This window comes from Bordetella pseudohinzii (assembly GCF_000657795.2).
Lineage (GTDB): Bacteria > Pseudomonadota > Gammaproteobacteria > Burkholderiales > Burkholderiaceae_B > Bordetella > Bordetella pseudohinzii.
Genome location: NZ_JHEP02000007.1, coordinates 143791 through 168544, shown reverse-complemented (window position 1 = coordinate 168544; position 24754 = coordinate 143791). Strand labels below are relative to the sequence as shown.

Here is a 24754-nt window from a genome sequence, read left to right as displayed (position 1 = left end):
GGAGGAGACAACGATGCAAGGGTTCAAGCATGTGGTGGCGGCGCTCTGCCTGGCGGGCTCGGTCGGCGCGCAGGCCGCCTATCCGGAGCGGGAGATTCGGATGGTGGTCAATTACGGCGCGGGCGGCGTGACCGATGTCGCCACGCGCGTGATGGTCAAGGCGCTGGAGGCGCGCCTGGGCCAGCCTGTGGTGGTCGAGAACAAGCCGGGCGGGCAGGCGACGCTGGGGCCGGCCTATGTGGCGCGCCAGCCGGCGGACGGCTACACCCTGGGCGTGGTGACGTTCTCGGCGGTGGCCATCACGCCGCACATGGTCCGCACCCCCTATACGGCCGATGATTTCAGCTTCATCGGCGGTTTCGGGCGCTTCCGCTATGGCCTGGCCGTGCAGACCGACTCGCCTTACCGCAATGTGCAGGACTTTCTTGCCGCGGCGCGCGATAAACCCCTGTTCTTTGCTACGCCCGGCGCGCCCAACAACCTGGCCTTTTTCGACATGGGTAAGAAATACGGCGCGAAATTCGAGCAGGTGTTATACAAGTCGGGTACGGAATCGGTCTCGGCCTTGGTTGGCGGCCAGGTGCAGGCCGTCATCCAGACGCCGTCGGAAATCCTGCCCCAGGTCGAGGGCGGCCGACTGCGTCTGCTGGCCTCGGTCAGCCCGGCGCGCTGGGACAACCTGCCCGATATGCCGACCATGACAGAGCAGGGCGTGGATGTCGCCATCGATTCCTGGATGGGGATCGCCGTGCCGCGCGGCACGCCGCCGGCGGTGCGTGCCAGGCTGGAGACCGCGCTGCAGGAGGCCATGCAGGATCCCGCGCTGCGCGAGGGCTTGAACAAAATGGGCATCGATCCGGTCTGGGCATCGGGTCAGGATTACGACAAGATGCTGCGCGAGGGCTACGCCACCATGCGCGCCCGGCTGGAGCAGGCCGGCGCGCCCGTGCTGTCCAAGCCGTGAACGATTGCGGCACATCACCGGGAGAGGGTATGGCATTGCAAGCGGATCTGCGGGGCAAGCGGGCCCTGGTCACGGGGGCGTCCAGCGGCCTGGGCGCGCATTTCGCCGCGGTCCTCCTGGCGCACGGGGCCGAGGTCGTCATCGCGGCGCGCCGCCTGCCGCTGTTGCAGGCGCTGGCCGAGCGCCTGGGGTCCGCGGCGCAATGCCTGGAACTGGACGTGACCGACGGCGCCTCCTGTCAGGAAGCGGCCGGCCGCGCCGGTCCGATCGACATCCTGGTCAACAACGCCGGGCTGGTCAGGGAAAGCCCGGCGATAGCCCATGCCGAAGCGGATTGGGATTGCGTGATGGACACCAATCTGAAGGGCATGTTCCTCGTGGCCCAGGCGCTGGCCGGCGGCATGCGCGAGCGCGGCGGCGGCAGCATCATCAATATCGCTTCCGTCTTGGGGCTCAGGCAGGCTAGCGGGGTGGTTTCCTATGCCGTGTCCAAGGCCGGCGCGATCCAGCTCACCAAGACGCTGGCGCTGGAATGGGCCCGCCACGGCATCCGGGTCAACGCCCTGGCTCCGGGCTATATCGATACTCCGCTGAACCAGGGCTTTTGGCAAAGCGAGGGCGGCCAGGCCCTGATCCGGCGTATCCCTCAGCGGCGGCTGGGCCAGCTGGGCGACCTGGATGGGCCGCTGCTGCTGCTGGCTTCGGATGCCTCGCGCTACATGACCGGCTCGGTGCTGGCGGTCGACGGCGGCCATCTGGTCAACACACTCTGAAGGAAGTCAGCCATGTTCACGCAAGCCCCTACGGAGCGCAGCCGCCTCATCGCCGAGCGCGTCGAGGCCTTTGTGCGCGAGAAGGTCGTGCCCTTTGAGCGCGATCCGCGCAATGGCGCTCACGGCCCGTCCGAAGCGCTCGTGCGCGAATTGCGCGCGCTGGCCCGCGAGGCCGGCGTGCTCACGCCGCACATTCTCGCCGACGGCCAGCACCTGACACAGCGCGAGACAGCCGCCGTGCTCAAACGCTCGGGCCTGTCGCCCTTGGGGCCGGTGGCCGTCAACACCATGGCGCCGGACGAAGGCAATATGTATTTGCTGGGCAAGATCGCCACGCCGGCGCAGCGCGAGCGCTTTCTGGACAAGCTGCTGCGCGGCCAGGCGCGGTCGGCGTTTTTCATGACCGAGCCGGCCGAATTGGGCGGCGCGGGCTCCGATCCTTCCATGCTGCTGACTCAGGCGGTGCCGGACGGAGAGGATTGGGTCATCAACGGCCAGAAAATGTTCATCACGGGCGCGCAGGACGCGGCCGCGGGCATCATCATGGCGCGCTCGGGCACCACGCCGGACAACAAGGTGCAGGCCACCATGTTCCTGGTGGATCTGCCGCATCCGGCCATACGCATCGCGCGCGTGCTGGACACCCTGGACAGTTCCATGCCGGGCGGCCACGCCCATGTGCTGATCGAGAACCTGCGGGTGCCCGCCAGCCAGATACTGGGCGAGCCGCACAAGGGCTTTCATTACGCCCAGGTCCGGCTGTCGCCGGCGCGCCTGTCGCATTGCATGCGCTGGCTGGGCTCGGCCGCGCGAGCCAACGAGATCGCCACCGCCTATGCGGTCAAGCGGCGCGCCTTCGGCAAGCCGCTGATCGATCATGAGGGGGTGGGTTTTATGTTGGCCGACAATCTCATCGACCTGCAGCAGGCGGCGCTCATGATCGACTGGTGCGCCGATGTGCTCGACGGCGGCTCGCTGGGCACGGCCGAAAGCTCCATGGCCAAGGTTGCCGTTTCCGATGCCCTGTTCCGGGTGGCGGACCGTTGCGTGCAGGTGATGGGCGGATCCGGCGTGCTGCGCGACAGCATCGTCGAGCAGGTGTTTCGCGAGGTGAGGGCCTTCCGCATCTATGATGGCCCGACCGAAGTCCACAAGTGGTCGCTGGCCAAGAAGATCAAGCACGAGGCCGGGGAGGCGCGCCATGGCCAGCACCTTTGACGGCACGATGCCGGTGCGCGAGGCGCACCGTATCGACACCGAGGCGGTCGAGCGCTGGATGAAGGGGCATGTGCCGGATTATGCCGGCCCGCTGACCATCGAGCAGTTCAAGGGCGGGCAATCCAATCCGACCTATTGCCTGCGAACGCCCGCGCGCAGCTATGTGCTGCGCCGCAAGCCGCCTGGCGTGCAGATCAAGGGCGCCCACGCCGTGGAGCGGGAGGCGCGCGTCATGGCGGCGCTGGGCCAGGCGGGCTTTCCAGTGCCGCGCGTGTATGGCCTGTGCACCGATGAGACGGTGATCGGCAGCTGGTTTTTCGTCATGGAGATGGTCCAAGGCCGTATCTTCTGGGACGCCGGCTTTCCGGACCAGGCCGCCGCGGAGCGGGGCGCCTACGCGGACGCCATGAACGCCACGTTGGCGGCCCTGCATGGCATTGCGCCCGAGCAGGCCGGGCTGGACGATTACGGCAAGCGCGAGCCCTACGTGGCGCGGCAGGTGGCGCGCTGGTCGCGCCAGTATCTCGATGATGAGCGCGCCGGCCGCCATCCCGCCATGGACCGCCTGATCGAATGGCTGCCCCGGCATCTGCCCGCGACGGAAGAGGTGACCATCATCCACGGCGATTTCCGCGTCGACAACATGATTTTCCATCCCACCGAGCCGCGCGTGATCGCCGTGCTCGACTGGGAGCTTTCCACCCTGGGCAATCCGTTGGCCGACTTCGCCTATCACGCCATGATGTACCGCATGCCGCCGGATATCCTGGGCGGCATCGCCGGCCGCGCGGCCGAGGGCATGCCCGCCGAGGCCGATTATGTGCGCGCCTATTGCGAGCGCACCGGGCGCGCGGCCATTGCCGATCTCGATTTCTACATCGCTTTCAATATGTTCCGTTTCGCGGCCATCCTGCATGGCATCCGCGGCCGCGCCCTGCGCGGCACCGCGGCCAGCGCCGACGCGGTCGCCATGGGCGAGCGCTATGGGCGCGTGGCGGACCTGGCCTGGGCGCAGGCGCGGCGCGTCGGGCGCGCGGCGGCAGAATAGACAGGCGCCATGGCCGGCGCGCGGCTTATTCCGCCGCGTCGTCGAAGATGGTCTGCGCCAGGTGGAAGGCGGCGTTGGCGGCCGGCACGCCGCAGTAGATGGCGGTCTGCATCAGCACTTCCTTGATCTCGTCCTGGGACACGCCGTTGTTCTTGGCCGCGCGCAGGTGCAGCGCCAGTTCCTCCTGCCGGTTGAGCGCCACCATCAGGCCGATGGTGATCAGGCTGCGCGTGTGGCGGGGCAGACCGGGCCGGGTCCAGATTTCGCCCCAGGCATAGCGGGTGATGAGATCCTGGAACTCGGTGGTCAGCTCGCTGCGTTTTTCCAGGGAGCGGTCCACATGGGCGTTGCCCAGCACCTCGCGCCGCACGGACAGGCCTTGCTCATAGCGTTGTTTCTCATCCATGTGTTTTTCCGTTTGATGATGAGGCCAGCACGGCGTCCACGTAAGCCTGCGACTGGCCGGTGTAGTGATCGGGGGAAAGCAGCTCGGCCAGGCGCGGACGCGAAAGATACCGGGCGATGCGGGCATCGGCCGCCAGCACGTCCAGCAGGGGCAGCCCTCGCGCCTCGGCCTGCTGGACGGCCTCCTCGACCCAGCCATGGGCCTGCAGCCTGCCGGCCTGCGCGCCCAGGGCCAGCATGACGGCCTCGGCCATCATCTGGCCGCCGCCGGACTCCAGGTTTCGCCGCATGCGCGCCGCATCGACCTCCAGGCCGGCGATGATCTGGGCGGCATTGGACAGGCAGCCCGAGGCCAGGATGGCGAGTTCGGGCAGGGTATCCCACTCGGCCTGCCAGCCGCCCAGGGCGCGTTCATGCTCTTGCACCATGGCCGACAGCAGCGTGGCCACCAGTTGCGGCGCGCGTAGGGCCGCGCTCAGGATGGCGGCGCAGCCGACCGGATTGCGCTTGTGCGGCATGGTCGAGGAGCCGCCCTTGCCGGGCGCGGCTGGCTCGCGCAGCTCGCCCACCTCGGTCTGGGCTTGCAGCGCGATATCGCGCGCGAGTTTGCCCAGGGTGCCGATGATCAGTCCCATGAGGGCGCCGGCCTCGGCGACGCGGTCGCGCTGGGTATGCCAGGGCAGGGCGGGCAGGGGCAGCCCCAGGTCGTCGGCCAGGGCGGCCGCCACGGCCGGCGCCTGCGCGCCCAGGCTGGCCAGCGTGCCGGCCGCGCCGCCGAACTGCAGGCGCAGCACACGGGCGCGTGTCTCGGCCAGGCGCTGGCGATGGCGTTCGACGGCGTCCAGCGCCTGGGCCAGCTTCAGGCCCAGCGTGACCGGCAGGGCCTGTTGCATCCAGCTGCGGCCGGCCATGACGGTGTCGCGATGCAGGCGTGCCTGCCGGGCCAGGGCCGAGGCCAGCGTCTGCAGGCCCGCGTCGATCTGCTCGAAGGCGGCGCGCAGCTGCAGCAGCGTGGCGCTGTCGATGATGTCCTGGCTGGTCGCGCCCCAATGGACGTAGCGCGCGGCTTCGGCGTCTTCGCGGGCGACGGCGGCGGTCAGCTGCTTGACCAGGGGAATGGCCAGATTGCCGGCCAGGGCCGCTGCTTCCTTGAGGGCTTCGGCGTCCAGCGCGGCCGTCTGGCAAGCCCGTTCGATGGCGGGCACGGCGCTGGCCGGGATGACGCCCTGCGCCGCGCAGGCGCGCGCCAGGCCCGCCTCCACGCGCAGCATGGCGCGCAGCGTCGCCGCGCCGTCCCAGATGGCCAGCATGGCGGGCGCGCCGCGCAATCTGTCGGTGAGGTCGTTCATGCTTACGTCCTCAGAGATCGAAGAAGACGGTCTCGGCCGGCCCTTGCAGATGGATGTCGAAGAGATAGACGGGGGCGCTGCCGGGCTGGCGCCGCGCGATCAGCGTCCGGCGCCGTTGCGGTTCGACGGCGGCCAGGATGGCGTCGCCCTGGTTGGCTGTTTCTTCGTCATCGAAATAGATGCGGGTGTAGGCATGCAGCAGCATGCCGCGCATATGGACGATGACGTCGATGGCCGGCGCCCGGCCCGGGCCGGGCGCTCCGGGCTTGACGGTGCGCAGCACGAAGCGCTGGGCCGGATCGGTGCCCGTGCCCACGCGCGCAAAGCCCCGGAAGTCGCCGCCGGCTTCGGTGGCATAGCGGCCATCGGCGTCGGGCTGCAGGAATTCCAGCATGGCGTCGACGACCGGCGCGCCGCTGCCGTCATAGACATTGCCCATCACGATGATGTGCTGGCCCGGCGCCGAAGGGTCGGCCAGCGTTTCGGTGAACAGGCTCTTGAAGTCGAAGTCGTACTGTTGCGGGCACAGGCCGTAGGCGAAATAGGGGCCGACGGTCTGCGAAGGCGTTTGTTTCAGTGAGCTCATGCGCTTACTCCATGGGGGTCTGGCGGGCGCCGCGCAGGACGATGTCGAACTCATAGGCCAGGGCATAGCCCTCGCGCGTGTGCTCCAGGGCGAAGCGCGACACCAGGCGGTCGCGGGCATACGCCGGCGTGCCCTGGAAGATCGGGTCCAGCGCCAGCAGCGGATCGCCCGGGAAATACATCTGCGTCACCAGGCGCGAGCCGAAGTACTGCCCGAAGAGCGAGAAATGGATGTGGTTGGGGCGCCAGGCATTGCTGTGGTTGCCCCAGGGATAGGCGCCCGGCTTGATGGTGAGGAAATGATAGCGCCCGTCTTTGTCAGTCAGGCAGCGGCCCGCGCCCAGGAAATTCGGGTCCAGCGGCGCGTCGTGCTGGTCGCCTTTGTGCACATAGCGGCCGGCCGCATTGGCTTGCCAGATCTCGACGAGGGTATGGGGCAGCGGACGCCCCGATTCATCCAGCACGCGCCCTGTCACGATGATGCGCTCGCCCAGCGGCGCGCCGTTCTTTGCGGCATTGACGGTGAGGTCATGGTCATGCGCGCCCAGCGCGTCCGCGCCGTAGACCGGCGCGCGCAGGTCTTTCAGGGCCGCGGGCGCCGGCATCAGCGCGCGGGTCGGGCTGCGCAGGATGGACGATTTGTAGTCGGGGTACTTATAAGGCGGGTGCTGCGGCCAATCACGGTCGGCAAGCAGGATGGGGCCAGGTTCGGGGTGGTCCATGAGGTTGTCTCCGTAGCGTGTAGTGGCCCACTCTACCTGCGCATTCTGGTTATGATAAGTGACATTAATGGCCATTAAATCGCCGAAAAAGTTATGGATAAGCGTCGAGTCAAGTTGCGGCATATCGAGTGTTTTCTGGCGGTTGCCCAGCTGGGCAGCCTGCAGCGCGCCGCGGAGTCGCTGTCCATCACCCAGCCGGCTGTCTCCAAGACGCTGTCGGAGCTGGAGGAGGTGGTGGGCAGCGAGTTGTTCGAGCGCGGCCGCCAGGGCGCGGCGCTCACGGCCGCCGGGCGGCGCTTTGCGCCCTATGCGCGCGGCTGCCTGGGCAGCCTGCATGAAGGCCTGGCCGACCTGGGCGGCCTGAACGCCAATCCGCCCACGGTCGTGCGCGTCGGCGCCTTGCCCACGGTGGCCAGCGTGCTGTTGCCGCCGGCCCTGCGCGTGTTCGCCCAGGAATGGCCCACGGCCACGCTGGCCGTGAGCACGGGGCGCAACAGCGAGCTGCTGGACGCGCTCAAGGCCGCAGAGCTGGATTTCGTCATCGGCCGCATGGCCGAGCCCAAGGCCATGGCGGGCATGGTGTTCGAGCATCTGTTCCGCGAGCCGCTGACCGTGGTGGTGCGGCCCGGCCATCCGGCGCTGGCCGGGCCCCAGGCCCTGGCCGGCCATCCTCTGCTGATGCCGCCGGCCGGCACCCTGATCCGGCAGTCGGCCGACAGCCTGATCGCCAGCTGGGGCGTCATGGCCCAGCCGGGCCGGGTGGAAAGCCTGTCTGTGTCGCTCAATCTCGCGCTGACGCTGGGCAATGACGCGGTCTGGTTCGTGCCCTTCAGCCTGGTCGAGGACTTGCTGGCGCAGCGCCGCGTGGTGGCGCTGCCCTTCGCCGGCCCGGGCACCGACGAGCCGGTGGGGCTGCTGCGGCGTACGGATGTGGCGCTGGGCGCGGCGGCCGGCCGCCTGTTCGAGGCCGTGCGCGCCAGCGGCCTGGAGCGCGAGCGCCTGCGGCTGGCGCGCGGCTGAGGCCTAGCCGCCGAACCAGCGCGCCGGCACCGTCACCAGCGGCGGGAAGAGCACCATCATGAACATGATGGCGAACTCCGCGGCCATGAAGGGAATCACGCCCCGCGTGACCTCGTCCATCTTCATCTTGCCCACGCCGGCCACCACATTGAGCACCACGCCCACGGGCGGCGTGATCAGGCCGATGGAATTGTTGATGATGAAGAGCACCCCGAAGTAGACCGGATCGATGCCGGCGGCGCGCACGATGGGCATGAGCACGGGCGTCAGGATGAGGATGGTGGGCGTCATGTCCAGCGCCGTGCCCACGATCATGACCAGCACCATGATCGCGGCCATGAGCAGGATCTTGTTCTCCATGAAGGGCGCCAGCATGTCCACGACCTTGGACGGCAGGTCGGCCACCGTGATCAGCCAGGCCGCGACCATGGCCGCGGCGATGAGGAACATCACGATGGCGCTGGTCTTGGCCGCCGACACGAACAGGCCGTAGAGCCGGCTGGGCGGCAGCTCCCGGTACACCAGCGTCGAGATCAGGAAGGCATAGACCGCCGCGACCACGGCCGCCTCGGTCGGCGTGAAGACCCCCATGCGCAGGCCGACCAGGATGATGACCGGCAGCATCAGGGCCCAGAGCGACTCGCGCAGGGCGCGCAGCACCTCGGCGCGCGGGCGGCGCGGCGGCGGGGCGACCTTCTCGTTGCGCGCCAGCCAATACCAGGTCAGCCACAGCGCGCCGCCGATGAGCAGGCCTGGGACGATGGCCGCCATGAATAGCTTGGAGATCGAGACATTGGCCGCGACGCCGAAGATCACCAGGCCTATGCTGGGCGGGATCACGGGGGCGATGACGCCGGTGGCCGCGATCAGGCCGCCGGCGGTTTCCTTCTTGTGGCCCGCGGCCACCATCATGGGCAGCACCAGCGCGGTCAAGGCCGCCGCATCGGCGACCGCCGATCCGGACAGCGCCGACAGCAGGCAGCCGGCCATGATGGCGACATAGCCCAGGCCGCCGCGCACATGGCCGACCAGGGCCAGGGCGAGATTGACGATGCGCCGCGACAGTCCGCCCTCGTTCATGATTTCGCCGGCCAGCATGAAAAACGGCACGGCCAGCAAGGGGAAGCTGTCGGCGCCGCCGATGACGTTTTGCGCCAGGATCTGGGCGTCGAAGACGTCCAGATGCCACATCAGCGCCACGCCGCTGGCCAGCAGGGCGAAGGCGATCGGCACGCCGAGCGCCATGACGCCCAGCAGCGAGAAGACAAAGACGGAAATGGTCATGGCTTGCCTCCTTCGCTGGCCTGCCCATGTTCCTGCAGCAGCTGCTTGAGCTGCCCGGCGTCTTCGGATTCCTGGATCATGATGAGGTCGCTTTCCCGCAGCCTGCCGGTGAGGGTCCGGTACAGATCGACCAGCAGAATCAGCCCGGACAGGACCGCGAACACGACTCCCGAGGCATACACGATGGCCATGGGCGCGCCGCTGACCGGCGCCTTGACATCGGCATTGATGACGGCCTGCTCCCAACTGCCTTTGAATATCAGGCCGACGATGTAAAGCATCAGCAGCTGCCCCAGGGCGAGGCAGCACGTTTTGCCCGTGCGCGACAGCCTGGAGACCAGCATGTCCATGCCGAGATGGCCGCGCTCGCGCAGCGCGACCACGGCGCCCAGAAAGGTCATCCAGATGAACATCCAGCGCGAGAGTTCTTCCGAGATGGTGATCCCGGAGTTAAAGCCGTAGCGCGCCACCACATTGCCGAAGACGAGTATCACCATCACCGCCAGCAGGGCGGCGATGGCGAAGTTCAGCATGCGGCAGACGGAATCGATGCATCGGTCCACGGTCTGCATTGCCTTGTCCTTGTGTGTGGGGCTCAGGCCGCCCGAAGCAGCTCGACCAATCCTCTGAGGGCCATCAGGTAGGACACCGGGCCCAAGCCCTGTATCGTTCCCCTGACCGCGGGCGAAATAATGGAATGCGCTCGCCAGGACTCGCGCGCCGCGATGTTCGACATATGCACTTCCAGCGTCGGGAAGGGCATGGCCTTGATGGCGTCATGCAGCGGCACGCCATGCTGGGTCAGCCCGGCCGGATTGACCAGCGCGCCCTGCGCCTGGTCGATATTGCGGTGCAGGAAGTCGATCAGGTCGCCCTCATGGTTGGACTGCAGGGTGTCCAGTTCGACGCCGAGTTCGGCGGCCAGCGCCGCCAGGCGCTGGTTGATCTCGGCCAGCGTGGTGCTGCCGTAGATATGCGGTTCGCGGCGGCCGAACAGGTTCAGGTTCGGGCCATGCAATACGAGGATTTTCATGGTTGTCGGCCAGCCGGTTTACTTGCGGATGCGGGCGAGTTCGTCGTTGTACAGCTTGAGGATGGCGGGATCGTAGTCGCTGGTCAGCTTGGCCACGACGGGTTTGACGATCTGCTGCATGCGCGCCTTCTCGGCCGGCTCGATGGTATTGAAGGCGATACCCTTGGCCTGCAGTTCGGCCACCGCCTTCTGCGCGGCGGCCCGGCTGGCCTGGCGCTGGTAGGCGCGGGCCTCGATGGCGGATTCCGAGAGGATGCGTTGCTCGTCGGGCGAGAGCTTGTCCCAGAATTTCTTGCTCACCAGCACGATATTGGCGGCGTAGACGTGGTTGGTCGAGCTCACGTACTTCTGCACTTCGTAGAACTTGTTCGACAGGATCACCGAATAGGGATTCTCCTGGCCGTCCACCGCGCGCGACTCCAGCGCGCCATAGAGCTCGGCAAAGGGCATGGGCACGGGATTGGCCTTGAATTCCTTGAAGGTCTCCAGGAAGACCGGATTGGGGATCACGCGGATCTTCAGGCCGGCCAGGTCCTCGGGCTTGCGGATGGGATGCTTGGAGTTGGTGACATTGCGGAAACCCAGGTCCCAGAAGCCCAGCGCGACCAGGCCTTTCTCGGGCAGCTTGTTGATCAGGGCCGTGCCCAGCGGGCCGTCGAGCAGGGCGTCGGCTTGGCCGAAGTCGGTGACCGAGAAGGGCAGGTCCACCAGCCCGAACTCCTTGACGATGCCCACCAGCGAGGTGGTCGCCGGGGCGGTCATTTCCTGGACGCCGCCCTGCAGGGCGGATTGCTGCTGCATTTCATTGCCCAGCTGCGAAGCGGGGAATTCCTTGACCTTGAGCTTGCCGCCGCTTTTGGCCGCCACCAGTTCGGTGAACTTCCGCACCCCCGCGCTGACGGGGTGATCGGTGTTGTTGAGGTGTCCGAAGCGTATGGTGCGCTCCTGGATCTGCTGCGCGGACGCGCCGCCGGCCAGACCCAGCGCGGCGGCCAGGGCCAGCGCCATCATGCGGTAGTTCATTTGTCTCTCTCCTGTTGGTGTTGTGGAGTGGAATGTAATTCCACCTGGAATGAAATTCCAGTTAGGGTTATCATCCATCCCACCTCAACCGACCAGGAACAACATGGCTGGAGTCCTTGAACGCGCCCTCGCCGTGATGGAATACCTTTCCGACAAACCGGAGGGCGAACCCCTGGGCGCCATCGCCGAGCGCCTGGATCTGCCCCAAAGCGCGGCGCACCGCGTGGTCACCGAGCTTTGCCGCTGCGGCTATGTGCGCCAGGTGCGCGAGCACGGCGCCTATGCCTTGACCGCGCGCGTGGCGTCCATCGGCCTGAGCTATCTCGCGGCCACCGGCATCGTCGATATCGCGCAACCGCTGATCGAGCGGCTGGCCGAGATTTCGGGCGAGCTGGTGCGCCTGGCCATCGTCGACGATGGGCGGCTGACCTGGGTCGCCAAGGTGCAGGGCGCGCGCCACGGCCTGCGCTATGACCCGGACATCGGCGCCGAGGCGCGCCTATCCTGCAGCGCCTCCGGCCATGCCTGGATGCTGACCATGACGGACGAACAGGCGCTGGATCTGGTCGCGCGCCAGGGCTTTGGCGCGCCCGAGGACTACGGGCCCAATGCGCCCACCACCATCGCCCAGCTGATCGATATCCTGCATGCCGGCCGCCAGCGCGGCTACGCCATGATCAACGAGGTCTTCGCGCCGGGCATGACGGCCATGGCCGCGCCGGTGCAGCGCCAGCCGGAGCCGGCCATCGGCGTGCTGAGCATCGCCGGGCCGGCCATGCGTTTGACCGAGGCGCGCATGCTGGCGCTGGGCCCGGAGCTGCTGGCCGCGGCCGAGGAGCTGGCCCTGGCCAGCCTGGCTTCGCCCATGTTCCGCAAGCGCTTCCCCATGCAGGGCCGCAACGACCAGGCGGCCTGAGAGCGGCCTGGCGCCGCGGCTGATCGCGGAGTCATCCACCGCGACCCTTGGCGCCATCACATCAGACGCCCAACTCTCGGGGACGACCATGACTAATGGTTTTCCCCGATTTTTTACGTCCGGCAATTGATTTGATAATGTACATGTCTTTTGATAAGACCAAAATGCAAATCATCGGGGTTACGTGATGGGTACGTTAAATACCGCGGCCGGCGCCGCCATGCCGTCTTCGACGCTCAGCCGCAAGGAAGAGCGCCAGGTGGTCGTGGCGTCCACGGTCGGGACGTTGTTCGAGTGGTACGACTTTTTCATCTATGGCGCGTTGGCCGTCTTCATGAGCCAGGTGCTGTTTCCGCAGGACAATCCCACCGTCTCCCTGTTGGCGGCGCTGGGCGCGCTGGCGGTGGGTTTCATCATCCGGCCGCTGGGGGCGGTGCTGTTCGGCTATCTCGGCGACCGCCTGGGCCGCAAGTACACCTTTCTGGTCACCGTGGTCATGATGGGCGGCTCGACCGTCCTGATCGGCTGCCTGCCCAGCTATGAAAGCGCCGGCCATCTGTCGTGGATCCTGCTGCTGACGCTGCGCGTCGTCCAGGGCCTGGCCGTGGGCGGCGAGTATGGCGGCGCGGTGATCTATGTCGCCGAGCATTGCGAGCCCAAGCGCCGCGGCCTGCTGACCGGCTGGATCCAGATCACGTCTTCGGCCGGCCTCATCCTGTCGCTGCTGGTCATCGTCGCCACCCAGGCCAGCATGGGCGCGGATGACTTCCGCCAGTGGGGCTGGCGCGTGCCCTTCCTGCTGTCCATCGTGATGCTGGTCGTCTCGGTCTATGTGCGCGCCAAGCTGCACGAGTCGCCCGTCTTCGCCCGCATGAAGCAGCAGAACCGCCTGTCGCGTAATCCGGTCAAGGAAACCTTCGGGCAATGGGCCAATCTGCGCCTGGTGCTGATCGCGCTGGTGGGAGTGACCGCCGGGCAGGGCGCGACCTATTTCACGGGCCAGTTCTACGTGATGATCTTCCTGCAGCAGGCTGTGCAGATGAGCCAGCAGCAGGTCAATCTGCTCTTGATCACTGGCTTCGCCATCGGTGCGCCCGCCTTTATCTTCTTTGGCTGGCTGTCCGACCGCATCGGCCGCAAATGGCTGATGATGGCGGGCCTGTTCGCGGCGGCCGTGGGCTACAACCCCATGTTTTCGGCCCTGCTGCAGGCCGGCAATCCGGCGCTGGCCGAGGCCGTGCGCAGCACGCCGGTGCGCATCCATGCCGACACCCAGGACGGCGCCTGCGACTTTGGCCTGCAGGCCGCGCTTGTCAGCTCGCACGCCGACCATAAAAAAGCCTGCGTCCAGGCCAAGAAATTCCTCGTGTCGCGCGGCATCAATTTCGAATACGTGCCGGCCTTGCCGGGCCAGGCCATCGCCATGTCGGTGGGCGGCGCGACGGTGCCGGGCTTTGATGCGGCGGCCTATGACAAGGCCCTGGCCGAGGCGGGCTATCCCAAGGCCGCCGACCCGGCGCGCGTCAACCGCCTGGCCATCGTCGCCATCCTGGTCCTGATGACCGCGGTCGTGGCCATGGTCTACGGCCCGGTGGCCTCCTATCTGGTGGAACTCTTCCCGCCGCGCATCCGCTATACGGCGCTGTCCTTCCCGTATCACATCGGGGCCGGCATCTTCGGCGGCATCGTGCCCTTTACCGCCACCTATCTGGCCCAGGCCAGCGGCAATGTATTCGGCGGCCTGATGTATCCGGTCGCGGTGACCGCCGTGGTCGGCATCCTGGGTTGCATCCTGCTGCCCAACACGCGGGCCGTGGCCATCGACGAAGACATCCGGCACTGACACGCGCGGCGGGTTCGCGCCCGCCGCGCGGCCCGGCGCCGCCGGGTTTTTTTCTTTTATTTTTTCTTTAGAAGCAGAGCTGCCATGCTTGACCTTCCTTGTTTCAAGGCCGCCGCGGTACAGACCGCGCCCGTGTTCCTGAACACCGACGCCACCGTCGACAAGACCATCGGCTTGATCGCCGAAGCCGCCGGCAACGGCGCGCGCCTGGTGGCCTTCCCCGAGGTTTTCGTCTCGGCCTATCCCTATTGGAGCTGGATCGGCAATCCTGTCGAAGGCAGCCCCTGGTTCGAGAAACTGGCGCGTTCGGCCATCGAGATCCCCGGCCCCGAGATCGCCAAGATCGCCGCCGCGGCGGCGCGCCACAAGATCAATGTCGTGATCGGCGTGAACGAGCGCAGCCGCCATGGCGTGGGCACCATCTACAACACGGTGGTCACCATCAGCGACGAAGGCCGCATTCTCGGCCGTCATCGCAAACTGGTGCCGACCTGGGCCGAGAAGCTGACCTGGACGCCGGGCGATGCCTCGGCGCTGCGCGTGCACCAGACTTCGGTCGGCCCGCTGGGGGCGCTAGCCTGCGGCGAGAACACCAACACGCTGGCGCGCTTCGCCTTGTTGTCCCAGGGCGAGCTGGTACATGTGGCCAACTATATTTCGCTGCCCGTGGCGCCGCCCGACTACGATATGGCCGAGGCGATCAAGCTGCGCGCGGCCGCGCACAGCTTCGAGGGCAAGCTGTTTACCGTCGTGTCCTGCTCGACGGTATCCGAGGAGATCATCGGCGCGCTGGAACCCGATTTCCCCAATGCCCGCGCCCTGCTCAGCCGCCGCAACAGCGCGTTCTCGGGATTCATCGGCCCGGATGGCCGGGTCATTGGCGAACCCCTCATCGACGACGAGGGCATTGCCTACGCCGAACTCGATCTCGCGCGCTGCATACAGCCCCGGCAGATGCACGACATCGTTGGCCACTACAACCGTTTCGACGTCTTCGACCTGCGCGTGAACCGGCGCTTTCTGCAGCCGGCCCAGTTCGATGACAACGGGTCGCAGGAAGACCTCAACCGAGACCTGAACATGACCGAAACCAGTCAGGAGATGCAAGCATGAACGCCACGCCCCGGCGCTATCGTATCGGCCAGATCGTGCCGTCGTCGAACACGACGATGGAGACCGAGATCCCCGCCATCCTGCGGGCGCGCGAGGCCATCGAGGCCGAACGCTTCACCTTCCATTCCAGCCGCATGCGGATGAAGAAAGTGACCAAGGAAGAACTGGCGGCGATGGACGCGGACAGCGACCGCTGCGCGCTTGAGCTGTCCGACGCCCGGGTCGATGTCCTGGGCTATGCCTGCCTGGTGGCCATCATGAGCATGGGCCTGGGCTATCACCGTGTCTCCGAGGAGCGGCTGGGCCGCCGCACGGCCGAGAACGGCGGCGCGGCGCCGGTGGTCACCAGCGCCGGCGCCCTGGTCGACAGCCTGCACGCGCTGGGCGCCAAGAAGGTGTCGCTGCTGGCGCCCTACATGAAGCCCTTGACGCAGCTGGTCATCGACTACATCGAGAACGAAGGCATCGAGGTCGTGGACAGCATTTCGCTGGAGATTCCCGACAACCTGGAAGTCGGCCTGCAGGATCCGCGCGCGCCCATCGAGATCACCAAGAAACTCAAGACCTCGGGCGTGGATGCCGTGGTGGCTTCGGCTTGCGTGCAGATGCCGTCGCTGGACTCCATCCAGCCCATCGAGGACCGCGTCGGCCTGCCGGTGGTGTCTTCGTCGGTGGCGACCACCTATCAGATGCTCAAGAAGCTCGGCCTGTCCACCCGCGTGCCCGGCTACGGCTCGCTGCTGTCGGGCCGCTACTGAGGCGCGCCGCGGGCCTGCGCAGGGGCGGTTTGATAGTAAATTAGCCCCTGCACAAGACCACTCCAAGACGCCGAGCAATGCCCAAACGACCCACGACCGACGCCGCGCAGCCCGCCGACGCCAAGCCCAAGGCCAGGCAACGCGGGATCCAGTCGGTGGAAATCGGATTTTCCATTCTGGACACCATGGTGCGGGCCGGCAGCCCGCTGCCGCTGAGCCGCGTGGCCGAAGAGACCGGCCTGACCGTGGCCAATGCCCATTACTACCTGGTGAGTTTCCAGCGGGTGGGGGTGGTGCAGCAGGATGCCGATACCGGCCATTACGGCCTGGGCAGCTATGCGCTGAAGCTGGGCGTGGCCGCGCTGGAGCAGTTCGACGTCTACAAGCTGGCCCGGCCGGCCATGATAGACATCAGCGCGCAATCGGGGCATACCGTTTTTCTGGGAGTCTGGGGCAACAAAGGGCCGACCATCGTCAATCGCATCGAAGGCCGGCGCGGCCAGCCGCTGCTGGAGCTGCGCGTGGGCAGCGTGCTGCCGCTTTTGTCCTCGGCGCTGGGCCGCAACTTCGCGGCCCATCTGCCCGAGAGCGTGACGGCCGCGCTGCTGCAGGAAGAACTGTCCATGCAAAGCCTGGTGGCCGAGCCCCAGGACGCCGGCGTGCCGCGCAATGCCGAGGCCTTCCGCGAGATGGCCGCCCGCATTCGCGAGCAAGGCTATAGCCGCTGCCGCAACACCCTGCTGCCCAACTTTACTTCCTTGTCGGCGCCCATTTTTGATCTGTCGGGCGCCATCATCGCGGGCCTGACGGTGATGGGGCCCAACCATCTGCTGCACGAGGCCTCCGAGGCCCAGACGCTGGCGCTGCTCAAGGCGCACGCCGCCGAAATCTCGCAGACGGCCGGGGTCTACGGCTGACCCCGCCTTGCCGGCGCGCGCCTGAAGCGCGCCACCGGCCGCTTCAGGTAGCGGCCGCGCCCAGATCCCAGTACAGGCCCGTCATGCCCAGCAGGCCTTCGCGCAGCAATTCGGGCGGCAGGTGCTCGTTGGGCGCATGCTGCGAGCAGCCCGGGTAGGAGTGCGGCACCCAGATGGTTTTCAGGCCCAGCACATCGGTGAAGATGTCGTTGGGCAGCGAGCCGCCCAGATTGGGCAGCACGGCCGTCTTCTTGCCGCTGGTGCGCGCCAGCGAGTCCACGGCGAAGCGCACCCATTCGTCGTCCGGATCGATGCGCGTGGCCTTGAACATCGTCTCGCGCGTGGTGGCGATCTGCACCATCGGAAAGCCCTGGCGGTCCAGGTGTCGCCGCAGCGCGGGCAGGAGTTCATCGGCGTCCACGCCGACCACGAAACGCAGCTGGCAGCGCGCCCAGGCGCGCGGCGGGATGGCGTTGACCGGGGTCTCGGGGTTGCCGGTCTTGTAGGCCAGCACCTCGAAGGAACACCAGCCGAAGACCCGCTCGGCCGGGCTCAGGCCGGGTTCGCCCCACCAGGGTTCGATCCGCGGGCCATCGGCGCCGCCATCGACTTCGCAATCGGCCAGGGCGCGCCGCACCGAGTCCGGCAGGCTGGCCGGCACCCATTCGGGGATGCGGATCTGGCCGGTGGCCGAGACCAGGCTGGCGATGGCGTGGGCGAGCTGGATGCCGGGGTTGGAGATCAGGCCGCCCCAGTTGCCGGAATGGTGGCCGCCGGCGCGCGCCTCGATGCTCAGGTCGAAGTTCAGGCTGCCGCGCGCGCCGAGAAAGACGGTGGGGCGCGCCGGGGCCAGCCGGGGGCCGTCCGAGGCGATCAGCAGGTCGGCGGCCAGGCGCTCGCGATGGGTTTCGCAGAGTTCGCGCAGGCCCGGCGAGCCGGTTTCTTCGCCCATTTCGATCAGGTATTTGGCGTTGAAACCCAGCTTGCCGCGCGTGTCCAGCACGGCGCGCATGGCTTCCATGTTGACGCTGTGCTGGCCTTTGTTGTCGGCGATGCCGCGGCCATACCAGCGGCCGTCGCGCGGGGTGAGCGTCCAGGGCGACAGGCCCGCCTGCCACTCCGGCTCCAGGCCTCGGATCACGTCGCCGTGGCCATAGCCGAGCACGGTGGGCCGGGCCGGATCCTCGATGCGCTGGGCAAAGAGAAAGGGCGCGCGCGCCTTGGGATGAGTGAGCAGCTGGCAGTCGAAGCCCATGGCCTGGAAGGCCGGCGCCATTTCGTCGTCCAGATAGCGCGCCAGTTCGCCGGCGCGTTCGGGGTTCTGGCTTTCGGTGGGGATGGCGATGCGGCGGGCCAGAAGCTGCTGGAATTCGCCGGAATCAAAGCACTGTCCGGCGTGTTGCAAAGCCTGTTCGCGACTCATGAGTTCTGGGCTCCGGAATAGAGATGGCAGGCCACGCGCGCGCCCTCATGGGCGCGCAGCTCGGGGCGGCTGCGGGCGCACTCGGCCGTGGCGTGCTGGCAGCGGGGATGGAAGGGACAGCCGGCCGGCGGGTTGAGCGGGTCGGGAAAGGACAGGCCCAGCCCCATGTCGGGGATGCCCAGGCCGGGTTCGGGCGTGAGCACCGAGGCCAGCAGCGCCTGGGTATAAGGATGGCGCGGGCGGGCATAGAGTTCGGCCGTGGGCGCGGACTCGACCACCCGCCCGAGATACATCACCGCTACGTGGGTGGCGATGTGTTCGACCACGGCCAGGTTGTGGCTGATGAAGACATAGGTCAGGTTGAAGTCGCGCCGCAGGGCCATCAGCAGATTCATGATCTGCGCCTGGACGGAGACGTCCAGCGCCGAGGTCGGCTCGTCGCAGATGACCAGGTCCGGCTTCATGACCAAGGCGCGCGCGATGGCCACGCGCTGGCGCTGTCCGCCCGACAGCTGGCCTGGCGTGTTCTGCGCCAGGCGCGGGGGCAGGCCGACGCGCTCCAGCATTTCGATGGCTTTGTGCTGGCGGGGGTTGTCGATGCCGTGCACTTCCAGCGGCAGCGAGACGATGGAGGCGATGCTGCGGCGGGGGTTGAGCGAGGAATAGGGGTCCTGGAAAACCGGCTGCACGCGCCGCGCCATGGCGCGGCGGTCCATGCCGCGGATGTCCTGGCCGTCCAGTTCGATGCTGCCGCCGCTGGGCGAGGTCAGTCCCAGCAGCAGGCGGGCCAGCGTGGACTTGCCGCAGCCCGATTCGCCCACGATTCCCAGCACCGAGCCGCGTTCGACCTGGAGGTCCACGCCGTTGACGGCGTGCAGGGTGCGGCGCGCGCGGAACATGCCGGCGCTGATGTCAAAGCGCCGGCTCACCTGGCTGGCGCGAAGCAGGGGCGTGCTCATGCTGCCACCTCGAAGTCGGTATGGACGCAGCGCCAGGACTGGCCTGCGGGGTTGGCATGGACGGGAATGGCGCCGCGGCAGTCCGCGCCGGCATGGCGGCAGCGGTCGGCGAAGGCGCAGCCGGCCAGTTCGCCCACCAGGGCCGGCACCACGCCGGGGATGGTGCCCAGCTGCGAGCCCGGCACGCTGCGGCCGGGCACGGGAATACAGCCCAGCAGCCCCCGGGTGTAGGGATGGCGCGGCGCGGCGAACAGATCGGCCGCGCGGCCTTGTTCGACGATCTGGCCGGCATACATCACCGCCACCTGGTGGGCAATGCGCGCCACCACGCCGAGATCATGGGTGATCAGCACCATGGCGATGCCCAGCTCGGCCTGCAGATCGGCCAGCAGCCGCAGGATCTGCGCCTGGATGGTGACGTCCAGCGCGGTGCTGGGCTCGTCGGCGATCAGCACTTCGGGCCCGCACATCAGTGCCATGGCGATCATGACGCGCTGGCGCAGGCCGCCGGAGAGCTGGTGGGGATATTGGGCCAGCCGTTCGCCGGCCGAGGCGATGCCCACCTTGTGCAGCAGTTCGGCGGCGCGTTCGCGCGCCTGGGCCGAGCTGGCCCGGCGGTGGTACAGATAGTGTTCGGTCAGCTGCGAGCCTATGGTGTAGGCCGGGTTGAGCGCCGTCATGGGCTCCTGGAAGACCATGGCCATGCGCGCGCCGCGCAGCGCGTTCACGCGCCGCCGGCCGGCCTGGCCGATGTCCTCGTCCATGAGGGCCAGCCGCCGCACGCTGCGCCGGGCCGCGCGCGGCAGCAGGCCCATGACGGCCAGGGAGGTCATGGACTTGCCGCAACCCGATTCTCCCACCAGGCACAGGGTCTCGCCCGGCTTGACCTGGAAAGACACGTCGCGCACGGCGTGCAAGGCGCCGGCCGGGGTGTCGATGTCCACGCACAGGCCTTGCACATCGAGAGCATAGTCGGCCATGTCAGCTCCTTTCCTGCGGGGTGAGCAACTGGTGCAGGCCGTCGCCGGCCAGGTTGATGGCGAAGATCAGCACGGCCAGCGCGCTGCCCGGGATGGCGATGAGCCAGAAGGAGAAGAACATATAGGCCTTGGCTTCGGAGATCATCAGCCCCCAGGACGGCAGGGGCGGCTGCACGCCCAGGCCCAGGAAGGACAGCGCGGCTTCGAGCAGGATGGCGCTGGCGGCCTCTAGCGTGGCGATCACGATCAGCTGGGGCACGACATTGGGCAGCACCTCGCCGCGGATGATGCGCCAGGTCGAGGCGCCGGCGGCCTGGGCGGCCGCGACGTACTCCAGCGAGCGCACCTGTTGGGTGGCGCTGCGCATGACCACGGCGAAGCGGTCCCATTTCAGCAGGCCCAGCACCAGGATGACCACCCAGAGCGAGCCGCCCACCAGGGCGACGGTCGCCAGCGCCACCAGGATGACGGGCAGGGACAGGCGCGTGGTGATCAGGAAGGAGACCACCATGTCGACCTTGCCGCCGAAGTAGCCGGCGGCCATGCCCATGGCGGTGCCGATGAGGCCGGAAATCAGGGCCACGCTGGCGCCGATCAATAGCGAGATGCGCGCGCCGTAGATCAGGCGCGAGAGATAGTCGCGGCCCAGCTGGTCGGTGCCCAGGGGATGCAGCCAGCTGCCTTTTTCGTACCAGACCGGCACAGCGGTGCGATAGGCCAGGTCCTGGAAGTAGGGGTCGTGCGGCGCCAGCCAGGGCGCGAACACGGCCACGAGCACGATGAACAGCAAGAGGCCGCCGCCGACGGACAGGGCCTTGTTGCGGCGCAAGTGGCGCAGCCAGCCTCGGCTGCTTTTGGGCAGGGCGGGCGCGGGGGAGGGAATCGCGGGTGTCTGCATGCGTTTTCCTCAAGTGACGCGGATGCGCGGGTCCAGCCAGGCATTGGCCAGGTCGGCCGCCAGGGTCAGCAGCACATAGAGCACCGACAGCAGGAGCACGATGAGCTGCATCACTGGAAAATCCTTGAAGGTGATGCTCTGGTAGGCCAGGTAGCCCAGGCCGTCGAGCGCGAAAATGGTTTCAACCACGACCGATCCGCCCAGCAGATAGCCCAGCTGCACGGCGGCCAGGGCCACCACCGGAACAATGGCGTTGCGTAGCGCATGCTTGAAGACCACCTTGCCGGCGGGCAGCCCTTTGGCGCGCGCGGTGCGGATGTAGTCGGCGCCCAGGACTTCGATCATGCCGGCGCGTATCAGCCGCATGAAGGCCGGCGCCACGTAATAGCCCAGCGCGATGGAGGGCATCACGAAGTGCTCCCAGCTGCCGCTGCCCGAGACGGGCAGCACGCGCAGCGTGATCGAGAACAGCATGATGAGGACGAGGGCGAAGAAAAAGTTGGGCAGCGCCTGGCCCAGCACCGCCACCGCCAGGCACAGCCGGTCGATGAGGCTGCCCTTGTAGAGAGCGGCCAGCACGCCCAGCGGGATGGAGATCAGCAAGGCGACCGCCAGCGATCCCAGGCCCAGCAGCAGCGTGGTCTTCAGCTTGGACCAGATCAGCGGTCCCACCTCGGTCTTGAAATATACCGAGGTGCCGAAGTCGCCCTGCAGGATATGCCAGAGCCAGTCGGCATACTGCACCAGCATGGGCCGGTCCAGGCCGTAGGCGCGGCGCACCGCGTCGATATCCGCCTGGCGCGCCCCTTCGCCGGCCAGGGCCAGCGCCGGGTCGCCCGACAGATGCAGCAGCAGAAACGCCAGCACCGATACGGTCAGGGCCACCAGCAAGGCCAGCCCCAGGCGTCTGAGCGCGAATCCCAACATGTTTTCCCCTTATGTCTTTGCCGCCTACTTCCAGCTCATGTCCCAGAAGCGGGTGAGCTCGTCCGGATAGGGCTTGAAGGCCAGATCCTTGTTGGCGACGTAATAGACCGGCAGCGTCCAGAGCGGCACGGCGTAGGCCTTCTCGGCGATCATGGACAAGGCCTCTTTGTAGGCCGCCGCGCGCGGCGCGGCCTCGATGGTGTGGTCGCCCTTGTCCAGCAGCGCCTTGACCTTGGCGTCGCGCGTGATGTCGTCGTTGCCGAAGCCGAAGTACACCGGCGTGGAGGCCGAGACGTCATTGACCAGGTTGGAGGCCCAGGTCTGGTGGGTGATGGAGGCCTTGCCCGCGCGTATCATGTCGCGCATGGCGGCGTACTGCAGGAAGTTGAGCTTGGCGCGTATGCCCACGGCCTGTAGGTAGTTGATGATGGCCTCGGTCTGGTTGCGCTCGCGATAGGCCAGGATGTCGATGTCAAAACCATTGGGATAGCCTGCCTCGGCCAGCAGCTTCTTGGCCTGGGCGGGGTCGTATTTATAGGTGGGCACGTCCTGGGTGCAGCCGACCTGCGACGGCGTGCAGATGGCGTTCAGGATGGCGCCGCCTTCGCCCACGATGTTCTTGAGGATGGCCTGGCGGTCGATGGCGTGGATGATGGCGCGGCGCACGCGCTCATCCTTGAGCTGGGGCGCGGGCGAGTTCTCCAGGATGTTCATCTGCATGAAGACGATGCGCATGGTTTCGCCGTTGACCACCTGCAGCGTGGGCACCGTGCGCAGCTGGTCGGCCTGGTCCTTGGGCACGCTCATGATGAGGTCTTCGCCGCCGGAGATGACTTCGGCCATCTGCGTCTGGCGGTCGGGGATGAAGCGGATGACCACCTTGCCTATCTTGGGCTGGGCCTTGGGCGAGTCCTTGAAGTAATCGGTATTGCGCTCCAGCGTGATGGACTTGCCGGGCTGGTAGTCCGCCACCTTGTAGGGGCCCGAGCCCACCGGCTTGGCGTTCATGCCCTTGGGTCCGACTTCCTGGTAGTACTTGGCCGGATGGATGGCGACCGTGGTGGACAGATACTCCTTGGCGCCGGGGAAGGGCTCCTTGGTGGTCAGGCGAACATGGTATTTGTCTATCTTCTCGACCTTGTCGATCCAGGCCACGTTCTGCTGTGTGACGGCCTTGTTCTTGGGATCGGCCACGAAGTTGAGCGTGTAGACGACCGAGTCGGCGTCGAACTCCTCGCCATTATGAAACTTCACGCCCTGGCGCAGCTCGAACTCCAGGGTTTTGTCATCGACCTGCTTCCAGCTCTTGGCCAGCTGGCCCTTGTACTCATTGGTCATGGGATCGCGGTAGAGCAGCGTGTCCCAGACGTTGGCGGCGATGATCACGCCGATGCGCACATTGTTGTAGTAAGGGTCCACGCTCTCGGGCGCCTGGTCATACGCCATGCGCAGGGTGTCGTCCTTCTTGGCCGCGTGGGCATTGAACGCCAGGCCCAGCGCGAGCGCGCAGGCGCCCAGGCGCAGGCCGGATCGCCCGGCGGAGAGTAAGGCAAGCGAAAAAGCCATGATCGGATTCCCCTTGTGCCGGCCATTGCATGGCCGTGGTGGTTGGACAAGATGCTGCCGGGTGCTGCGCACTGCTTACTATCTGTCTTCTCCGTGGCTGGCCTCTTGACGAGCCAGTCCTGTATGACCGGGCGGCGCTAGGCCGGCGGCGGCCACAGGGCGCGCAGCACCGCATCGCATTTGCGCTGCAGATGCTGGCGCATGATGGCGGCCAGGCGGTCGGCGTCGCGCGCGGCCAGGGCCTCGGCCATGGCGACATGCTCGGCCATGGCCTGGTCCCATTTGGCGCGGTCTTCGTTCGAGGCAAAGCGCAAGTGCTGGATGCGCGCGTTCTGCGCCTCGTACACCTGGTTGAGCAGGCGGTTGTGCGCCGCATGGCTCATTTTTTCGTGGATGGCGTGGTTCAGGCGGTAGTAGCTGGGCAGGTCGCGCCGCGCGTGGCTGGCCATCATTTCGTAGGTCAGGGCCTGGATCTCGGCGATTTCCGCCTGGCTGGCGCGTTCGCAGGCGAGCCGGCTGGCCATGGCCTCCAGGCCGCCTATCACTTCGAAAGCCTCGCGCATGTCCTGCTCGGAAAGCGCCACCACCTGCGCGCCCCGGTTGGGCTGCAGATGCACCAGCCCCTCGGCGGCCAGCAGGCGCAGGGCCTCGCGCAAGGGGGTGCGCGAGACGCCCGTCAGCTCGCAGAGATAGCGCTCGCTCAGGCGGGCGCCGGGGGCGAGCAGGCCCTGGATGATGCGTTCGCGCAAGGACGCGGCCACCGCCGCGGGCAGCGTGCCGCCGCCGCGCTCGGAGCTGGCCAGAAGCTCGCCGCTGTCTTCCGTGTAGGCTTCACTGCTCATTGGTATACCAAAATCTGGCTGTGAATAGCGGCCACTATAGACCCGCGGGGCGGCATTGCTGCATGCGTGGATACCCTAGATCACGCCGTAAAAAACATAGCGTAGAGTTTGCGCGGAGGTTTTTCGACAGAAGATCGGCCGCCTTGCGCGGCAGGCCGTCTGTCGTCCTGCTGTCCATGTCGTGCTTT

At 67.2% G+C, this 24754-nt stretch carries 25 protein-coding genes; 10 read left to right on the top strand and 15 right to left on the bottom strand.

Going from position 1 to position 24754, the window contains the following annotated elements:
- Positions 1 to 13: 13 nt before the first annotated feature.
- From L540_RS11280 to L540_RS11265, 4 genes are read left to right on the top strand one after another with little or no spacing between them, the layout of a single operon-like run.
- Positions 14 to 964 carry a Bug family tripartite tricarboxylate transporter substrate binding protein gene (locus L540_RS11280; RefSeq protein ID WP_043213225.1) on the top strand — a complete coding sequence of 317 codons (951 nt, stop codon included), beginning with the start codon at positions 14 to 16 and terminating at the stop codon, positions 962 to 964.
- A gap of 29 nt (positions 965 to 993) precedes the next feature.
- On the top strand, positions 994 to 1737 hold the full coding sequence (locus L540_RS11275; RefSeq protein ID WP_043213227.1) for an SDR family NAD(P)-dependent oxidoreductase: 744 nt from the start codon (positions 994 to 996) through the stop codon (positions 1735 to 1737).
- A 12-nt stretch (positions 1738 to 1749) separates the two neighbouring features.
- Positions 1750 to 2955 (top strand): acyl-CoA dehydrogenase family protein, encoded by a 1206-nt coding sequence (locus tag L540_RS11270; protein ID WP_043213230.1) that lies wholly within the window; start codon positions 1750 to 1752, stop codon positions 2953 to 2955.
- Positions 2939 to 4003 carry a phosphotransferase gene (locus tag L540_RS11265; RefSeq protein WP_043213232.1) on the top strand — a complete coding sequence of 355 codons (1065 nt, stop codon included), beginning with the start codon at positions 2939 to 2941 and terminating at the stop codon, positions 4001 to 4003. The genes L540_RS11270 and L540_RS11265 overlap by 17 nt, the downstream gene beginning before the upstream one ends.
- Before the next feature lie 25 nt (positions 4004 to 4028).
- Here L540_RS11265 and pcaC read toward each other — a convergent pair whose 3' ends face one another.
- From pcaC to pcaH, 4 genes are read right to left on the bottom strand one after another with little or no spacing between them, the layout of a single operon-like run.
- A complete protein-coding gene (pcaC, locus tag L540_RS11260) occupies positions 4029 to 4409 on the bottom strand; it encodes a 4-carboxymuconolactone decarboxylase (RefSeq protein ID WP_043213234.1) in 381 nt (126 codons plus the stop codon).
- Complete coding sequence (locus L540_RS11255) at positions 4402 to 5757, bottom strand: 3-carboxy-cis,cis-muconate cycloisomerase (protein ID WP_109842490.1); 1356 nt, start codon at positions 5755 to 5757, stop codon at positions 4402 to 4404. The genes pcaC and L540_RS11255 overlap by 8 nt, the downstream gene beginning before the upstream one ends.
- Before the next feature lie 10 nt (positions 5758 to 5767).
- A complete protein-coding gene (pcaG, locus tag L540_RS11250) occupies positions 5768 to 6343 on the bottom strand; it encodes a protocatechuate 3,4-dioxygenase subunit alpha (RefSeq protein WP_043213237.1) in 576 nt (191 codons plus the stop codon).
- Positions 6344 to 6347: 4 nt separating this feature from the next.
- Positions 6348 to 7064, bottom strand: a complete 717-nt coding sequence (pcaH, locus tag L540_RS11245; protein WP_043213238.1) for a protocatechuate 3,4-dioxygenase subunit beta — start codon at positions 7062 to 7064, stop codon at positions 6348 to 6350.
- Between the two features lie 93 nt (positions 7065 to 7157).
- On the opposite strand from pcaH, the gene pcaQ reads away from it, so the two are divergent.
- The gene (gene pcaQ, locus L540_RS11240; RefSeq protein ID WP_043213240.1) at positions 7158 to 8084 is read left to right on the top strand and encodes a pca operon transcription factor PcaQ; all 927 of its coding nucleotides are present in this window, start codon (positions 7158 to 7160) and stop codon (positions 8082 to 8084) included.
- 3 nt (positions 8085 to 8087) lie between these two features.
- On the opposite strand, the gene L540_RS11235 is transcribed toward pcaQ, so the two are convergent.
- Genes L540_RS11235 through L540_RS11220 form a run of 4 tightly spaced genes read right to left on the bottom strand, consistent with a single transcriptional unit; the run spans position 8088 to position 11424 of the window.
- Positions 8088 to 9368: a TRAP transporter large permease gene (locus L540_RS11235; protein WP_043213241.1), complete on the bottom strand. Its 1281-nt coding sequence runs from the start codon at positions 9366 to 9368 to the stop codon at positions 8088 to 8090.
- Entirely contained in the window at positions 9365 to 9931 is a 567-nt protein-coding gene (locus L540_RS11230; protein WP_414734124.1) for a TRAP transporter small permease, read from the bottom strand. Before L540_RS11230 ends, L540_RS11235 begins: the two co-directional genes overlap by 4 nt.
- Before the next feature lie 32 nt (positions 9932 to 9963).
- Positions 9964 to 10401: a type II 3-dehydroquinate dehydratase gene (locus L540_RS11225; RefSeq protein ID WP_043213245.1), complete on the bottom strand. Its 438-nt coding sequence runs from the start codon at positions 10399 to 10401 to the stop codon at positions 9964 to 9966.
- Positions 10402 to 10419: 18 nt separating this feature from the next.
- Positions 10420 to 11424 (bottom strand): TRAP transporter substrate-binding protein, encoded by a 1005-nt coding sequence (locus L540_RS11220; protein ID WP_043213247.1) that lies wholly within the window; start codon positions 11422 to 11424, stop codon positions 10420 to 10422.
- 103 nt (positions 11425 to 11527) lie between these two features.
- Here L540_RS11220 and L540_RS11215 point away from each other — a divergent pair, with 103 nt between their 5' ends.
- From L540_RS11215 to L540_RS11195, 5 genes are all read left to right on the top strand, one after another.
- The gene (locus L540_RS11215; protein WP_048026291.1) at positions 11528 to 12340 is read left to right on the top strand and encodes an IclR family transcriptional regulator; all 813 of its coding nucleotides are present in this window, start codon (positions 11528 to 11530) and stop codon (positions 12338 to 12340) included.
- A 220-nt stretch (positions 12341 to 12560) separates the two neighbouring features.
- Entirely contained in the window at positions 12561 to 14183 is a 1623-nt protein-coding gene (locus tag L540_RS11210) for an MFS transporter (RefSeq protein ID WP_043213250.1), read from the top strand.
- A gap of 84 nt (positions 14184 to 14267) precedes the next feature.
- Complete coding sequence (locus L540_RS11205) at positions 14268 to 15296, top strand: carbon-nitrogen hydrolase family protein (RefSeq protein ID WP_043213251.1); 1029 nt, start codon at positions 14268 to 14270, stop codon at positions 15294 to 15296.
- On the top strand, positions 15293 to 16054 hold the full coding sequence (locus L540_RS11200) for a maleate cis-trans isomerase family protein (RefSeq protein ID WP_043213254.1): 762 nt from the start codon (positions 15293 to 15295) through the stop codon (positions 16052 to 16054). Before L540_RS11205 ends, L540_RS11200 begins: the two co-directional genes overlap by 4 nt.
- Positions 16055 to 16131: 77 nt before the next feature.
- Positions 16132 to 16971 carry an IclR family transcriptional regulator gene (locus L540_RS11195; RefSeq protein WP_048026288.1) on the top strand — a complete coding sequence of 280 codons (840 nt, stop codon included), beginning with the start codon at positions 16132 to 16134 and terminating at the stop codon, positions 16969 to 16971.
- A gap of 43 nt (positions 16972 to 17014) precedes the next feature.
- Here L540_RS11195 and L540_RS11190 read toward each other — a convergent pair whose 3' ends face one another.
- From L540_RS11190 to L540_RS11160, 7 genes are all read right to left on the bottom strand, one after another.
- The gene (locus L540_RS11190; RefSeq protein WP_043213255.1) at positions 17015 to 18394 is read right to left on the bottom strand and encodes a M20 family metallopeptidase; all 1380 of its coding nucleotides are present in this window, start codon (positions 18392 to 18394) and stop codon (positions 17015 to 17017) included.
- Positions 18391 to 19353 carry an ABC transporter ATP-binding protein gene (locus L540_RS11185; RefSeq protein ID WP_043213257.1) on the bottom strand — a complete coding sequence of 321 codons (963 nt, stop codon included), beginning with the start codon at positions 19351 to 19353 and terminating at the stop codon, positions 18391 to 18393. Before L540_RS11185 ends, L540_RS11190 begins: the two co-directional genes overlap by 4 nt.
- Positions 19350 to 20333 carry an ABC transporter ATP-binding protein gene (locus L540_RS11180; protein WP_043213259.1) on the bottom strand — a complete coding sequence of 328 codons (984 nt, stop codon included), beginning with the start codon at positions 20331 to 20333 and terminating at the stop codon, positions 19350 to 19352. Before L540_RS11180 ends, L540_RS11185 begins: the two co-directional genes overlap by 4 nt.
- Position 20334: 1 nt before the next feature.
- Positions 20335 to 21231, bottom strand: a complete 897-nt coding sequence (locus L540_RS11175; protein WP_043213262.1) for an ABC transporter permease — start codon at positions 21229 to 21231, stop codon at positions 20335 to 20337.
- A 9-nt stretch (positions 21232 to 21240) separates the two neighbouring features.
- Positions 21241 to 22158: an ABC transporter permease gene (locus tag L540_RS11170; RefSeq protein ID WP_043213264.1), complete on the bottom strand. Its 918-nt coding sequence runs from the start codon at positions 22156 to 22158 to the stop codon at positions 21241 to 21243.
- A gap of 24 nt (positions 22159 to 22182) precedes the next feature.
- Positions 22183 to 23724 (bottom strand): ABC transporter substrate-binding protein, encoded by a 1542-nt coding sequence (locus L540_RS11165; RefSeq protein ID WP_043213266.1) that lies wholly within the window; start codon positions 23722 to 23724, stop codon positions 22183 to 22185.
- Between the two features lie 137 nt (positions 23725 to 23861).
- Complete coding sequence (locus L540_RS11160) at positions 23862 to 24566, bottom strand: GntR family transcriptional regulator (protein WP_043213269.1); 705 nt, start codon at positions 24564 to 24566, stop codon at positions 23862 to 23864.
- Positions 24567 to 24754: the final 188 nt, after the last annotated feature.

What these genes read in the sequence shown, in the direction of transcription:
- L540_RS11265 (WP_043213232.1), top strand. Translation starts at nt 2,939, where the DNA reads ATGGCCAGCACCTTTGACGGCACGATGCCGGTGCGCGAGGCGCACCGT.
- L540_RS11280 (WP_043213225.1), top strand. Translation starts at nt 14, where the DNA reads ATGCAAGGGTTCAAGCATGTGGTGGCGGCGCTCTGCCTGGCGGGCTCG.
- L540_RS11190 (WP_043213255.1), bottom strand. Translation starts at nt 18,394, where the DNA reads ATGAGTCGCGAACAGGCTTTGCAACACGCCGGACAGTGCTTTGATTCC.
- pcaH (WP_043213238.1), bottom strand. Translation starts at nt 7,064, where the DNA reads ATGGACCACCCCGAACCTGGCCCCATCCTGCTTGCCGACCGTGATTGG.
- L540_RS11170 (WP_043213264.1), bottom strand. Translation starts at nt 22,158, where the DNA reads ATGTTGGGATTCGCGCTCAGACGCCTGGGGCTGGCCTTGCTGGTGGCC.
- L540_RS11195 (WP_048026288.1), top strand. Translation starts at nt 16,132, where the DNA reads ATGCCCAAACGACCCACGACCGACGCCGCGCAGCCCGCCGACGCCAAG.
- L540_RS11160 (WP_043213269.1), bottom strand. Translation starts at nt 24,566, where the DNA reads ATGAGCAGTGAAGCCTACACGGAAGACAGCGGCGAGCTTCTGGCCAGC.
- L540_RS11210 (WP_043213250.1), top strand. Translation starts at nt 12,561, where the DNA reads ATGCCGTCTTCGACGCTCAGCCGCAAGGAAGAGCGCCAGGTGGTCGTG.
- L540_RS11215 (WP_048026291.1), top strand. Translation starts at nt 11,528, where the DNA reads ATGGCTGGAGTCCTTGAACGCGCCCTCGCCGTGATGGAATACCTTTCC.
- pcaC (WP_043213234.1), bottom strand. Translation starts at nt 4,409, where the DNA reads ATGGATGAGAAACAACGCTATGAGCAAGGCCTGTCCGTGCGGCGCGAG.
- L540_RS11180 (WP_043213259.1), bottom strand. Translation starts at nt 20,333, where the DNA reads ATGGCCGACTATGCTCTCGATGTGCAAGGCCTGTGCGTGGACATCGAC.
- L540_RS11275 (WP_043213227.1), top strand. Translation starts at nt 994, where the DNA reads ATGGCATTGCAAGCGGATCTGCGGGGCAAGCGGGCCCTGGTCACGGGG.
- L540_RS11165 (WP_043213266.1), bottom strand. Translation starts at nt 23,724, where the DNA reads ATGGCTTTTTCGCTTGCCTTACTCTCCGCCGGGCGATCCGGCCTGCGC.
- L540_RS11225 (WP_043213245.1), bottom strand. Translation starts at nt 10,401, where the DNA reads ATGAAAATCCTCGTATTGCATGGCCCGAACCTGAACCTGTTCGGCCGC.
- L540_RS11255 (WP_109842490.1), bottom strand. Translation starts at nt 5,757, where the DNA reads ATGAACGACCTCACCGACAGATTGCGCGGCGCGCCCGCCATGCTGGCC.
- L540_RS11200 (WP_043213254.1), top strand. Translation starts at nt 15,293, where the DNA reads ATGAACGCCACGCCCCGGCGCTATCGTATCGGCCAGATCGTGCCGTCG.
- L540_RS11270 (WP_043213230.1), top strand. Translation starts at nt 1,750, where the DNA reads ATGTTCACGCAAGCCCCTACGGAGCGCAGCCGCCTCATCGCCGAGCGC.
- L540_RS11205 (WP_043213251.1), top strand. Translation starts at nt 14,268, where the DNA reads ATGCTTGACCTTCCTTGTTTCAAGGCCGCCGCGGTACAGACCGCGCCC.
- L540_RS11175 (WP_043213262.1), bottom strand. Translation starts at nt 21,231, where the DNA reads ATGCAGACACCCGCGATTCCCTCCCCCGCGCCCGCCCTGCCCAAAAGC.
- L540_RS11235 (WP_043213241.1), bottom strand. Translation starts at nt 9,368, where the DNA reads ATGACCATTTCCGTCTTTGTCTTCTCGCTGCTGGGCGTCATGGCGCTC.
- L540_RS11185 (WP_043213257.1), bottom strand. Translation starts at nt 19,353, where the DNA reads ATGAGCACGCCCCTGCTTCGCGCCAGCCAGGTGAGCCGGCGCTTTGAC.
- pcaG (WP_043213237.1), bottom strand. Translation starts at nt 6,343, where the DNA reads ATGAGCTCACTGAAACAAACGCCTTCGCAGACCGTCGGCCCCTATTTC.
- L540_RS11220 (WP_043213247.1), bottom strand. Translation starts at nt 11,424, where the DNA reads ATGAACTACCGCATGATGGCGCTGGCCCTGGCCGCCGCGCTGGGTCTG.
- pcaQ (WP_043213240.1), top strand. Translation starts at nt 7,158, where the DNA reads ATGGATAAGCGTCGAGTCAAGTTGCGGCATATCGAGTGTTTTCTGGCG.